The sequence below is a fragment of the Aquabacterium sp. genome (genome assembly GCF_049317225.1).
Classification (GTDB): domain Bacteria; phylum Pseudomonadota; class Gammaproteobacteria; order Burkholderiales; family Burkholderiaceae_C; genus Aquabacterium.
This window is the reverse complement of record NZ_JBMOIR010000008.1, coordinates 1-12,400: the sequence shown is the minus strand read 5'-3', so window position 1 is coordinate 12,400 and position 12,400 is coordinate 1. Positions and strand designations below refer to the sequence as shown.

The following is a 12,400-nucleotide window of genomic DNA, read 5'->3' as shown; positions in this document are numbered from 1 at the left end:
GGAATCAATCATGCGCTCAACGAACAATGCCGCGATTGGCATCAGCCAGGAAGGTCAACATGTTGTCGATGTCGACCTCTGCGCCCGGGTTCTGCCCGCGCAGCGCGGCAATCTCGGTCTTGGAGGCCTCCAAGGTCAAGCCCTTGCGATACAGCAGTTTGTACATCTGCTTGAGCACGCTCAGACGCTCAGGCGAAAAACCTCGGCGACGGGGCCCTTCCTGGTGCACGTTTTGCGCTTCGGCAGGATTACCGGCCGCCATCACGAACGGAGGCAAATCCTGCGACAGGCGCGTCTGGAAGCCCAGCATCGCAAAGTCACCAATCCGCACAAACTGATGGATGCCGCTGATGCCACCGATCAGGGTAAAGTTGCCCACCGTGACATGGCCTGCGAACTGCACAGAGTTGGCAATCACGTTGTGATCGCCAATGATGCAATCGTGCGCCACGTGCACGTAAGCCATGATCCAGTTGTCGTTGCCCACCTGGGTTAGGCTCTTATCCTGCACCGTGCCGGTGTTGAACGTCGTGAACTCGCGGATGGTGTTGCGGTCGCCGATGATCAGTTGCGTGGGCTCACCCTTGTACTTCTTGTCTTGCGGGTCAGCCCCCAAGGACGCGAACTGATAGATGTGGTTGTCACAACCAATCGTGGTGTGACCTTCGATCACACAGTGGGCGCCAATGGTCGTGCCCTCACCAATGCGCACGTTCGGACCGATGGTCGTGAACGCACCCACAGTGACGGAATCAGCCAGCTGGGCCTGAGGATCAACAATTGCTGTCGGATGGATGTTCGCCATCTGAGCCTCAGGACACCTTGCGAACGGTGCACATCAGCTGAGCCGACACGGCCAGCTCTTCACCCACGAATGCCTGGGCATTGAACTTGTAGATCCCGCCCTTGTTGCGGTCCATCTGCACATCCAGGAACAACTGGTCGCCAGGCTCAACGGGACGCTTGAAACGAGCGCCATCAATGCCCACGAAGTAGTACACCGAGTTGTCGTCCACGCCCTGCCCTTGAGTTTCAAAGGCCAACAGCGCTGCAGTTTGTGCCAAAGCCTCCAGCATCAGCACACCCGGCATCACCGGACGGTTCGGGAAATGCCCCTGGAAGAACGGTTCGTTGATCGTCACGTTTTTCAGCGCACGGATGCGAACGTTCTTTTCGACTTCCAGCACACGGTCCACCAACAGGAAGGGGTAACGGTGCGGGAGCTTTTGAAGAATCTTGTGGATGTCCATCAGCTTTTCACTTGCTTCTCTAGAGTACGGATCCGATCGCGCAAGGCGTGCAGTTGACGCAGCGTTGCCGCGTTCTTCTCCCACGATGCGTTCTCGTCAAACGGGAATGCGCCGCTGTACAAGCCAGGCTTGAGCACAGAGCGCGAAATCAGGGTGCCAGACGACACATGCACATTGTCCGCCAGGGTCAGGTGCCCCAGGATCATGCCTGCCCCCCCCACTGTGCAGTGCTTGCCGATGTTCGCGCTGCCTGCGACACCCACGCAGCCAGCCATGGCGGAATGCTCACCAATGTGCACGTTGTGGGCGATCTGGACGAGGTTGTCGAGCTTGACGCCCTGCTCGATCACTGTGTCGCCCAACGCACCACGGTCCACGCAGGTGTTGGCACCCAGTTCCACGTCATTGCTAATGCGCACAGCACCCAATTGTTCAATCTTTTCCCAGCGCCCCTTGTTGGGTGCGAAGCCGAAACCATCGGCCCCAATCACCACACCACTGTGGAAAATGCAGCGGGCACCAACCGTGCAGTCAAAACCGATGGTCACGTGCGGTGCCAACTTCGTGCCAGCACCAATGCGCGCACGCGCGCCAATGCTGCAATGCGAACCAATGATGACATCGTCTTCGACGATGGCTCCCGCTTCGACCACCACCAACGGGCCAATCACAACCCCCTGCCCGATCACCGCCGCTGGGTCCACCACCGCAGACGGATGGATGCCCGCAGCAGGACGGGGGCGCACCCGCGCAGCCCACCACTGCGTAAGGCGGGCAAAGTACAGATAGGGATCGCCCGTCACGATCGCCGCCCCGCGAGCCAAGGCTTCGTCCTTGACGGCTTCGCTCACGATCACACAACTGGCTTGACTACTGACCAGTTGGCTACGGTACTTCGGATTGGACAGAAACGCGATGCCACCTGACGTCGCGGTTTCCAATGGCTCCACGCGCGAGATCAAGGTGGCGGCATCGCCATGGAGTTCTCCCCCCAGCGCGGCCACCAACTCACCCAAGGTGACGGTCAATGCAGCAGAGGGGGCAGTATTCGAAGCGTCATGCACGGTCACTTGATCGATCCGCTGTTCAAAGCTTTGATGACCTTGTCTGTGATGTCGACACGAGGCCCCGCAAACACGGCTTCCTGCAGGATCAAGTCGTACTTCTCTTGATCAAAAATTTGCTTGACCACGCGATTGGCCCGGTCCAGCACCGACGCCAACTCTTCGTTCTTGCGTTGATTCAGGTCTTCCTGGAACTCACGACGCCGGCGCTGCAACTCGCGATCCTGCTCCATGAGATCGCGCTGACGGCGAGCACGCTCAGACTCACCCAAAGCCGGTGCATCCTTCTCAAAGCGATCAGATGCACTTTTCAGGCGCGCTTCACTGTCGGCCAAATCCTTTTCGCGACGCGTGAACTCCCCCTCCAGCTTCGCTTGAGCTGCCTTCGCTGGCGCAGCGTCACGCAGCACTCGATCGAGGTTCACAAACCCGATCTTGAGTTCCTGGCAATGAACGGTTGCCGCAGCGCACAACAGTGCGCTGACCAGCACGGTCTTGAAAATCGAAGTCATGGTCAGAATGCGGTACCGATCTGGAACTGGAGTTTCTGGATTTTATCTTGGTCCTTGTAGCGAATGGGCTTGCCGTAGCTCAGCTTCAGCGGGCCCACAGGCGAAACCCAGCTGATCCCAAAACCGACCGACGCACGCATGTCGCTCAGCTTCAGCTTTTCATCTTCGCCCCACACATTACCGGCATCTGCGTATCCAAACATGCGCAAAGTACGGTCGTTACCCGCCCCCGGGAACGGCACATACAACTCGGCATTCAGATTGACACGTCGGTTGCCACCAACATAGGCGCCTTCGATGTCGACGGGCCCCAGCGAGCTCTGCTCAAAGCCACGCACCGTACCCAAGCCACCCGCATAGAAGTTCTTGAAAACAGGGTACGGCTTGCCAGCCAAACCGCGACCGTACCCAACTTCACCATTCAACCCGATGGTGAAGCGGTTCGTCAGCGGCAAGTACTGCTGTGCCTGATAGTCACCGCGCACATAGCGGGTGTCACCCGCAGCACCGACCTCCAGGTTCACACGCTGATATCGCCCTTGCGTGGGTGCGATGGTGCTGTCACGGGCGTCACGGGCCCAGCCCACCGTCAACGGCACAGACAAGCTTTGCTCACCAAAAATATCGCGGTGACGACGGTAGCTCACTGGCAGGCCCACATCCCCCTTGATCTCCGTCTGCTCAACCCCAGCGCCGAAGAACACGGTGTCGTATTCGGTGAAGGGCACGCCAAAGCGAACGGCCGCGCCTGGCGTCACGATCTTGTAGTCACCGCCCTGCGTGCTCAGCGGACGGGACGTGCGATAGAACACGTCGTAAGAACGAGAGACACCGGCATCCGTGAAGTACGGATCCACGGTGCTGACCACAACAGTGCGGTTGTACTTGCTGGTGTTGACTTCCACACCAAGGTAGTTGCCGGTTCCGAAGACGTTGTCTTGCTTGATCGAACCGGTCAGGGTGAACTTCTCGGCACTCGAGAAGCCCGCACCCAGCATCAGGTTGCCGGTCGGTTTTTCTTCCACCGTGATGGTCAGGTCCACCTGGTCTGCGGTACCTGGCACCTCAACGGTATCAATGTTGACCTGCTTGAAGTAACCCAAACGATCCACTCGGTCGCGAGACAGCTTGATCTTCTGGCCGTCATACCAAGCCGCTTCGAATTGGCGGAACTCGCGACGGATCACCTCGTCGCGCGTGCGAGAGTTGCCGGCCACGTTCACACGACGCACATAGACTCGACGCTGAGGCTGCGCCACCAGCACGGCCACAGCCTGCCCCTTTTCACGGTCCAGTTCAGGACGGAAATCCACACGTGCGAAGGCATAACCGAAAGCGGCAAAGCGCTCGGTGAACGCCTTGACCGTGGCAGCCACGGTATCCGCACGATACGACTCACCAGGCTTGATCGAAACGAGTTGGCGGAACGCGCCTTCCTTACCCAGGTAATCACCTTCCAGCTTGACGCCCGTCACCACATAACGAGGCCCTTCGGACACGTTGATGGCAATCGAGATGTCTTGCTTGTCGGGAGAGATGGCCACCTGCGCGGACTCGATCTTGAATTCGAGGTAACCGCGGTTCAGGTAGTAAGACTTCAGCGTCTCCAAGTCCGCGTTGAGCTTGGAGCGAGCATATTGGTCCGACTTCGTGTACCAAGTCAGCCAGCCACCTGTCGTCAGGTCCAACTGAGACAGCAGCGTGCTTTCAGTGAAAGCCTGGTTGCCCGTGATGCGGATGCTCTTGATCTTGGTGATCTCGCCTTCCGTCACGGTAAACGTGACGTTGACGCGATTGCGCTCGGCCGGGGTGATGGTGGTCACCACTTCCACACCATACAGGCTACGGGTCAGGTATTGACGCTTCAGTTCCTGCTCCGCGCGATCAGCCAGTGCGCGATCGAACGGCTGCCCCTCACCGATGCCAACATCCTTCAGCGCTTTGACCAGCGCTTCCTTGTCAAATTCCTTGGTCCCCACGAACTCCACGCGAGAGATCACAGGGCGCTCTTCCACCACGACCACCACGACGTTGCCATCAATCTGGATGCGGACATCCTTGAACAGCCCGGTCGCGAACAACGAACGCAAGCCCGCGGCGCCCTTGTCATCGGTGTAGGTATCCCCGACGCGGAATGGCAGAGACGCAAAAACGGTCCCGGCATCGGCGCGCTGCAGCCCCTCAACACGAATGTCCTTCAGGACGAAAGGCTCAACAGCCCAAGCGGACTGGAACACGGAAGTGGCCACCAAAGCAGCCAGCAGAGTCGGCTTGAACCGCAGAGCAGTCATGGAAATTTGCATGCAGAGAACTCAGTGCGCGCCCAAAATGCGCGCCAGGTCGTTATAGATGGCCAGTGACATCATCACCAGCATGATGGCCAAGCCACCACGTTGCAGACGTTCCAGCCATAGTTCGGAAACTGGCCTTCCCGTGACACCTTCGAAAAGATAATACATGAGGTGCCCGCCATCCAAGACGGGCAACGGCAGAAGGTTCAAAACACCGAGACTCACGCTGACCAGCGCGAGGAAGCCAATGTAGTGAATCCACCCCATTTCAGCGGATCTGCCTGCGTAGTCTGCAATGGTCAGCGGGCCACTCAGGTTTTTGAGTGACGCTTCTCCGATGACCATTTTGCCCAACATGGCAACACTCATGGCCGAAACGTCCCACGTCTTGCGCAAAGCGCGTGCAAAGCCTTCGACCAGACCGTAACGCACCGTCACCATGGCGGGAGGATTGCCCAGAGCCGCCTCAATTCGTGGCACCGGCTGTCCCTGGACGTCCTTCATTACGGGGGTGAGCTTGACCTCCAAACTCTGGCCTTGCCGTTCGACAACCAGAGACAGGACTTGCGCGCGGCCTTGCTTTGCGCTGGCCCGAATCAGTTGCCTCAGATGCGCAGCATCCAGTGGCACCGTACCGTTCACCGACAGCACTCGATCGCCGTGAATCAACCCAGCCTTGGCGGCAGGCCCCTCAGGCACGACGTCATCGATCACCGGCTGGGCATACGGGCCGGCAAACCCCACACGATCCAACAAGCGGCCATCCACCTCGGAAGCAGGAATTTGGCTCAACGGTAGCAGCAGCTCGCGGGTGCGTTGAAAGGTCTGAGACGCGTCCGTGCGCGATGCCACCTGGATCCGCACATCCTGACCGGACAACGCCGCTTGCGTGAACTGCCAAGCCAGATCACTCATCGAACGCACCTGGATCAGGCTGTCAGAGACATCAGCAGAAACCAACGCCACGGACAAAATCTCATCCCCTGCTTGCAACCCTGCGCGTGAAGCCATGCTCTCTGCACGAGGTTGACCCATCCATGGGCGTAACTCCTGAACACCTGTCCAGTTCACTGCGGCATAAAGCAGCACAGCCAACAACAAGTTGGCCATTGGCCCCGCCGCGACGATGAACGCCCGCTGCGCCAACGGCTTACGGTTGAACGCACGCGCCAACAATTCGTTTGAAACAGGTGCTTCGCGCTCATCCAGCATCTTCACGTAGCCCCCAAACGGCAACGCAGACACCACAAACTCGGTCTCACCACGCTGGGTTCGCCACAACACTTTGCCGAACCCAACAGAAAACCGCAGCACCTTCACGTCACATGCGACAGCGGCACGGTAATGGCCGTACTCGTGGATCACCACCAGTACACCGATCGTCACCAGAAACGCCAGAATCGTCATCATTCAATACACCTCTGGGCCAGCAACAATTTCGCCAACAACTTCAAGCACCCAGACGCTGGACAACGCGTCCGGCGACATCTCGTGCCAGACGATCCAGTGTCAACAGTCCATCCACAGACGCACTCGACTCACGTGGGATCTCGCAATCCGACAAGGTCTGAACGTTCACATGGTGAATTTGATCAAACCGAATGCGCTTGTTCAAGAATGCGTCCACTGCGATCTCGTTGGCGGCATTCAAGACACATGTCGAGCCAGGCTCACCCAGCAGCGTATCCCACGCCAGTTGCAATCCGGGATAGCGGCCGGCATCGGGCTCGAGGAAGGTCAACGATTGCAGCTTGGTGAAGTCCAACATGTCTGCCCCGGACACAATTCGCTCTGGCCAAGACAGCCCATACGCAATCGGCACACGCATGTCTGGTGTCCCGAGTTGAGCCAGAACTGAACGGTCACGGCACACCACCATGGAGTGAATGATGCTTTGAGGGTGCACCACCACCTTGATCTGATCCGGTTGCAAACCAAACAACCAACGGGCCTCAATGACCTCGAGTGCCTTGTTCATCATCGTGGCGGAATCCACCGAGATTTTGCGGCCCATGACCCAGTTGGGGTGGGCACACGCCTGCTCAGGGGAAATGTCCGCAAAAGTCGATGGGTCCCGCTGGCGAAACGGGCCACCAGAAGCTGTCAATACGATGTGATCGACTCGCTGGGACCAGGTCGCTGAGTCTTCGGGCAGACACTGAAAAATAGCAGAGTGCTCACTGTCAATCGGGAGCAGTGTTGCCCCACCATCCTTGACTGCCTGCATGAACAGGGCGCCACCGACCACCAAGGCTTCCTTGTTGGCCAGCAGCAATCGCTTCCCCGCCCGCGCTGCCGCCAAGCATGGCGCCAAACCTGCAGCGCCCACAATTGCGCCCATCACCACATCCACATCCGGATGCGCGGCAACGTCGACCAGTGACTGCTCACCGCTGAGCACTTGCGTTGGCAAGCCCGCAGCGTGAATCCGTCCACGCAACTGATGGGCTGCAGCCTCAGCAGGCATGACTGCAAACCGAGGCTTCCAGCGCACACACTGAGCAAACAACTCTTCGACGCGATTCGCGCCAGTGATGGCCCACACATCAAAGCGATCGGGATGGCGAGAAATGACATCCAGCGTGTTGGTGCCGATCGATCCCGTGGCACCCAACACGCAGACGCGTTGCAGACGATTCATCATCAACTCAGGCATGGCACAAGGACATCACAGCCAAAGACAAAGGCAGCACCGGCAACAACGCATCAATGCGATCCAGAACACCACCGTGCCCCGGCAACAACTGGCTGCTGTCTTTCGCTCCGGCCTGGCGCTTGATCAATGACTCGAAAAGGTCGCCGACCACACTCATTGCAGACAAAAACACCAAGGCCAGCGCCATGCCAATCGGGCCAAGTCCAAACAGAAGCCGACTGTAGAGGCTGGGCGAGTCCACCGATGCATGACGATCCACCAACACCCAAATCACAGCCAAAACGCCGACAGCGACCATGCCACTCCAGACACCCTCCCAGCTCTTGCCCGGGCTGATGGACGGGGCCAGCTTACGTCGACCAAACGCACGACCACCAAAGTAAGCACCGATGTCCGCTGCCCAGACCAGGCAGAAAACAGACAACAGGTAATTCAAACCTTGAGCCTTGCTCTCAACGAGCGCCACCCACGCCAGCACCAGCAGTGCAAGCCCCAGAAGGCGACGCCACAACTGGGGAACCGTCTTCCAATGCGTCGTCCCGTACTTCAGCGCGGCGGCACCGCCCAGCACCCACAGCATGACAGCGAGTTGCCAGATCCACGCCGGAACGGAAAAGCCCGCCAGCGGCAAACCCACGCCATGTTCGTGAGGATGCAAATTGGGTGTCGAGAGCACGGCCGCTGCCTGCGTCCAAACTGGCAAATCCAATACCTGCGCCAAATAAACGCAACCGCCTGCCACAGCGGCCCCCATCAACATCGCACGCGCACCAGGTGCCTCATTCAAGCGGGACCACTCCCAGCCGGCCGCAGAGATGAACAACAACGTCAAGGCAGCAAAAGGCCACGCAGCCTCAGCAGCAAGACACGGAAGAAGAATGGCCACCAACACCAAAGCGGTGATCACGCGCTGCTTGAGCATACTCAGTTCCCCTGCGAAGACGGCTGAACGTCCTCAATCACACCGATCGCACCGTCGCCCTCACCGGACGTCCCCACATCACCAAAACGTCGCTCGCGCGCATAAAAGCTTGCAAGGGCACGATCCAGCTCTGCACCGTCAAAATCTGGCCAGAGGCAGTCAGTGAAAAACAACTCTGCATACGCGCTCTGCCAAAGCAAGAAGTTCGACAGTCGAACCTCCCCGCCCGTTCTGATGAACAGATCCGGATCTGGCGCGTAGTTCATGGTCATGAATTTGGCGAGTGCCTGCTCATCAAGTTGATCAGGCCGAAGTCCAGCAGCCATCGCACGCTGACATGCTTGCACGATGTCCCACCGACCACCGTAATTGAACGCCACCGTCAAAACCAAACGGCTGTTGTCCTGCGTTTCTCGCTCTGCCCCACGCAAGGCCTCACGCACCTTGTCTGACACGGAATCCAGATCGCCCGCAATTCGAATCCGTACGCCATCGTCTTTCAACTTGGCCAGGTACTTCGACAACGCAACGATGAGCAAACTCATCAGGCCAGAGACCTCTTCCTCTGGTCGCTTCCAGTTTTCGGACGAGAACGCAAAGACTGTCAGATAGCCAATGCCGCGGTCGGCCGTGGCCTGAACCACTTTGACCAACGCATCCACACCGGCCTTGTGCCCCATGCCTCTGGGCATGAAGCGCTTTCGAGCCCAACGCCCATTGCCATCCATGACGATGGCCACATGCCGAGGTGGCGATTGCACTGCTTGAGAAGAGGATGCCATCTGAGGTCGTGAAGCGAACATACAGCAACGGGCCGCCGTGGCAGCCCGCTTGACTACAAACAGAACGAGGCGGCTAAGCCGCCTCGGACTGCGTCGCGATTATGACAAAAGCTCAAGCCTCAAACGGCCAGAACTTCTGCTTCCTTCGATTGAACCAGCTTGTCGATCTCGGCGATCGTCTTGTCGGTCAACTTCTGGATGTCATCTTGCGAACGACGATCTTCGTCTTCAGTAATGTCCTTGTCCTTGAGCAGGCGCTTGGCATGTTCGTTGGCATCACGACGCAGGTTACGAACAGCCACCTTGGCGTCCTCACCTGCATGCTTGACAACCTTGGTCAGTTCCTTGCGACGCTCTTCCGTCAGCGGTGGCATCGGCACGCGGATCAGATCCCCCTGACTAGAAGGATTGAGACCCAGATCCGACTCGCGAATAGCCTTTTCAATCTTCTGGCCCATGCCCTTTTCCCAAGGCTGGACGCTGATGGTGCGCGCATCCAGCAAGGTCACGTTGGCAACCTGGCTGATGGGCACGGGTGAACCGTAATAGTCCACATGCACTTGATCCAAGATGCCTGGGTGCGCACGACCGGTGCGGATCTTGGCCAGTTCGTTCTTGAAAGCCTCGATGGACTTGAGCATCTTCTGCTCGGCGTTCTTTTTGATGTCTGCAATGCTCATGAAAAGCTCCGTGCGCTAACCGTTTAGGTCAACCAACGTTTGGGACGGGAAAACAGAGGACAAACCGTGGATCAGACATGAACCAGCGTGCCTTCGTCCTCGCCCAGCACGACTCGCTTGAGGGCGCCGGGTTTGAAAATGGAAAAGACCTTCAGCGGAAGATTCTGATCGCGGCACAGTGCGAACGCCGTTGCATCCAACACTTGCAGATTCTTGATCAGCGCCTCATCAAAAGTGATGCTCGCATAGCGGGTCGCGGAAGGATCCTTCTTGGGGTCAGCGGTGTACACGCCATCCACCTTGGTGGCCTTCAGCATGACTTCCGCGCCGATTTCGGCACCACGCAGGGCCGCAGCCGTGTCTGTGGTGAAGAACGGGTTGCCCGTACCGGCGGCAAACACAACCACCTTGCCTTCTTCCAGGTACTGCAGCGCCTTGGGGCGAACATAGGGCTCGACCACTTGATCAATGCTGATGGCCGACATCACGCGGGCCGTCATGCCTTCTTGCCGCATGGTGTCCGCCAAGGCCAGCGAGTTCATCACGGTGGCGAGCATACCCATGTAGTCTGCCGTGGCACGGTCCATGCCAACCGAACCACCTGCCACGCCACGGAAGATATTGCCGCCGCCGATCACCACGGCAACTTGCGTACCCAGGGCGGTGACCTCCTGGATTTCCTTGACCATGCGGACGATGGTGGCGCGGTTGATGCCGTAAGCATCGTCACCCATCAGGGCTTCACCGGAAAGTTTCAGGAGGATGCGCTTGTAGGCGGCCATGCGAACGTCCTTGTGTATCTTCGTTGTAGGCTGGGCCAGCAGACATCCGTCTACAGATCCAACCCGCCATCTATGGCTTTGTATATCGTAGCGCGCGAAGGTTCCCCTTGCGGCTTTGTCATTATGGAGTCTGAGTCCCGCAGTGGACGAGACATAGCACAAGGGGGCCGAAGCCCCCTTGTTGTTAGCGTCGGGTTATTGGCCCTTGGCTGCGGCCATCGTAGCAGCCACTTCAGCAGCGAAGTCGTCTTGCTTCTTCTCGATGCCCTCACCCACCACGAACATGGTGAACGACTTGACGGTCGTGTTCGAAGCCTTCAGGTAACCTTCCACGGTTTGCTTGCCGTCGGCAGCCTTCACGAACACTTGGTTCAGGAGGGAGACTTCCTTCAGGTACTTCTGAACAGCGCCTTCGATCATCTTGGCAGCGATGTCAGCAGGCTTGCCGGATTCAGCAGCCTTGGCCGTCGCCACGTTGCGCTCGGTTTCGATCAGTTCAGCAGGCACGTCAGCCGAGGACAGCGCCACAGGCTTCATGGCAGCAATGTGCATCGCCACGTCCTTGGCGGCCACGTCTTCACCGTCGAATTCGACCATCACGCCGATGCGAGCGCCGTGCAGGTAGTAAGCCAGCTTACCGCCGTCAGCGTAACGCTTGAAGCGGCGGATGGACATGTTTTCACCGATCTTGCCGATCAAGCCCTTGCGGACTTCTTCAACGGTAGGACCGAAACCGTCTTGCGACAAGGGCAGTTCGCCGATGGCGGCGACGTCTGCAGGATTGTTCTTGGCGATCAGTTCAGCCACAGACTTGGCGAATGCCAGGAACGAATCGTTCTTGGACACGAAGTCGGTTTCGCAGTTGATTTCAACCAGAGCGCCGACATTGCCGTCCACAGCAGCAGAGACCACGCCTTCAGCGGTCACGCGCGAAGCGGCCTTCGAAGCCTTGCTACCCAGCTTGACACGCAGGATCTCTTCAGCCTTGGCCATGTCGCCGTCGGCTTCAGTCAGAGCCTTCTTGCACTCCATCATGGGAGCGTCGGTCTTGGCGCGCAGGTCGGCAACCATGCTGGCGGTAATAGCAGCCATGTGATTTCTCCGTTTGAGTTGATTGGTGGCTTGATCACCACCCAACAAAAATAATCTGTCTGAAAAAAAGGGGCTGATCGTCAGCCCCTTCTCATGAAATCAAGAAGGCTTAGGCAGCTTCGTTGACTTCCACGAACTCGTCGTCGCCAGCAGCAGCGGCAACCACTTCGTTCACAGCGTTGGCCTTGCCTTCCAGGATGGCGTCAGCCACAGCCTTGGCGTACAGAGCGACAGCCTTGGAGGAGTCGTCGTTACCAGGGATGACGTAATCGATGCCGTCAGGAGAGTGGTTGGTGTCAACCACGCCGATCACGGGGATGCCCAGCTTCTTGGCTTCGGCGATGGCAATCTTGTGGTAACCAACGTCGA

Annotated in this window: 13 protein-coding genes; all 13 read right to left on the bottom strand. The window is 58.3% G+C overall.

All coding sequences use genetic code 11. The features are described from left to right. Positions 1-16: 16 nt before the first annotated feature. Entirely contained in the window at positions 17-805 is a 789-nt protein-coding gene (gene lpxA, locus ACOYNB_RS07380; protein WP_422838464.1) for an acyl-ACP--UDP-N-acetylglucosamine O-acyltransferase, read from the bottom strand. Positions 806-812: 7 nt separating this feature from the next. Next, complete coding sequence (gene fabZ, locus ACOYNB_RS07375; protein WP_374258234.1) at positions 813-1,253, bottom strand: 3-hydroxyacyl-ACP dehydratase FabZ; 441 nt, start codon at positions 1,251-1,253, stop codon at positions 813-815. Beyond that, positions 1,250-2,278 carry a UDP-3-O-(3-hydroxymyristoyl)glucosamine N-acyltransferase gene (gene lpxD, locus ACOYNB_RS07370; RefSeq protein WP_422838547.1) on the bottom strand — a complete coding sequence of 343 codons (1,029 nt, stop codon included), beginning with the start codon at positions 2,276-2,278 and terminating at the stop codon, positions 1,250-1,252. The genes fabZ and lpxD overlap by 4 nt, the downstream gene beginning before the upstream one ends. A 38-nt stretch (positions 2,279-2,316) precedes the next feature. Next, positions 2,317-2,826 (bottom strand): OmpH family outer membrane protein, encoded by a 510-nt coding sequence (locus ACOYNB_RS07365; RefSeq protein WP_422838463.1) that lies wholly within the window; start codon positions 2,824-2,826, stop codon positions 2,317-2,319. A gap of 2 nt (positions 2,827-2,828) precedes the next feature. Further along, positions 2,829-5,117 (bottom strand): outer membrane protein assembly factor BamA, encoded by a 2,289-nt coding sequence (gene bamA, locus ACOYNB_RS07360; protein WP_422838462.1) that lies wholly within the window; start codon positions 5,115-5,117, stop codon positions 2,829-2,831. Between the two features lie 21 nt (positions 5,118-5,138). After that, positions 5,139-6,527, bottom strand: a complete 1,389-nt coding sequence (rseP, locus tag ACOYNB_RS07355) for an RIP metalloprotease RseP (RefSeq protein WP_422838461.1) — start codon at positions 6,525-6,527, stop codon at positions 5,139-5,141. Positions 6,528-6,567: 40 nt separating this feature from the next. Beyond that, positions 6,568-7,773: a 1-deoxy-D-xylulose-5-phosphate reductoisomerase gene (ispC, locus tag ACOYNB_RS07350; RefSeq protein ID WP_422838460.1), complete on the bottom strand. Its 1,206-nt coding sequence runs from the start codon at positions 7,771-7,773 to the stop codon at positions 6,568-6,570. Continuing rightward, positions 7,766-8,695 (bottom strand): phosphatidate cytidylyltransferase, encoded by a 930-nt coding sequence (locus ACOYNB_RS07345; RefSeq protein ID WP_422838459.1) that lies wholly within the window; start codon positions 8,693-8,695, stop codon positions 7,766-7,768. The genes ispC and ACOYNB_RS07345 overlap by 8 nt, the downstream gene beginning before the upstream one ends. A gap of 2 nt (positions 8,696-8,697) precedes the next feature. After that, positions 8,698-9,477: a polyprenyl diphosphate synthase gene (gene uppS / locus ACOYNB_RS07340; protein WP_422838458.1), complete on the bottom strand. Its 780-nt coding sequence runs from the start codon at positions 9,475-9,477 to the stop codon at positions 8,698-8,700. Positions 9,478-9,596: 119 nt separating this feature from the next. Continuing rightward, complete coding sequence (frr, locus tag ACOYNB_RS07335) at positions 9,597-10,157, bottom strand: ribosome recycling factor (RefSeq protein WP_374258194.1); 561 nt, start codon at positions 10,155-10,157, stop codon at positions 9,597-9,599. Between the two features lie 71 nt (positions 10,158-10,228). Beyond that, a complete protein-coding gene (gene pyrH / locus ACOYNB_RS07330) occupies positions 10,229-10,939 on the bottom strand; it encodes a UMP kinase (RefSeq protein ID WP_420816626.1) in 711 nt (236 codons plus the stop codon). A 195-nt stretch (positions 10,940-11,134) separates the two neighbouring features. Further along, positions 11,135-12,031 carry a translation elongation factor Ts gene (gene tsf / locus ACOYNB_RS07325; protein WP_422838457.1) on the bottom strand — a complete coding sequence of 299 codons (897 nt, stop codon included), beginning with the start codon at positions 12,029-12,031 and terminating at the stop codon, positions 11,135-11,137. A 109-nt stretch (positions 12,032-12,140) separates the two neighbouring features. Next, positions 12,141-12,400 (bottom strand): 30S ribosomal protein S2 (gene rpsB, locus ACOYNB_RS07320; protein ID WP_422838456.1); only part of this gene is annotated, 260 nt, incomplete at its 5' end.

What these genes read in the sequence shown, in the direction of transcription:
- lpxA (WP_422838464.1), bottom strand. Translation starts at nt 805, where the DNA reads ATGGCGAACATCCATCCGACAGCAATTGTTGATCCTCAGGCCCAGCTG.
- ACOYNB_RS07365 (WP_422838463.1), bottom strand. Translation starts at nt 2,826, where the DNA reads ATGACTTCGATTTTCAAGACCGTGCTGGTCAGCGCACTGTTGTGCGCT.
- bamA (WP_422838462.1), bottom strand. Translation starts at nt 5,117, where the DNA reads ATGACTGCTCTGCGGTTCAAGCCGACTCTGCTGGCTGCTTTGGTGGCC.
- rseP (WP_422838461.1), bottom strand. Translation starts at nt 6,527, where the DNA reads ATGATGACGATTCTGGCGTTTCTGGTGACGATCGGTGTACTGGTGGTG.
- ispC (WP_422838460.1), bottom strand. Translation starts at nt 7,773, where the DNA reads ATGCCTGAGTTGATGATGAATCGTCTGCAACGCGTCTGCGTGTTGGGT.
- ACOYNB_RS07345 (WP_422838459.1), bottom strand. Translation starts at nt 8,695, where the DNA reads ATGCTCAAGCAGCGCGTGATCACCGCTTTGGTGTTGGTGGCCATTCTT.
- uppS (WP_422838458.1), bottom strand. Translation starts at nt 9,477, where the DNA reads ATGGCATCCTCTTCTCAAGCAGTGCAATCGCCACCTCGGCATGTGGCC.
- frr (WP_374258194.1), bottom strand. Translation starts at nt 10,157, where the DNA reads ATGAGCATTGCAGACATCAAAAAGAACGCCGAGCAGAAGATGCTCAAG.
- pyrH (WP_420816626.1), bottom strand. Translation starts at nt 10,939, where the DNA reads ATGGCCGCCTACAAGCGCATCCTCCTGAAACTTTCCGGTGAAGCCCTG.
- tsf (WP_422838457.1), bottom strand. Translation starts at nt 12,031, where the DNA reads ATGGCTGCTATTACCGCCAGCATGGTTGCCGACCTGCGCGCCAAGACC.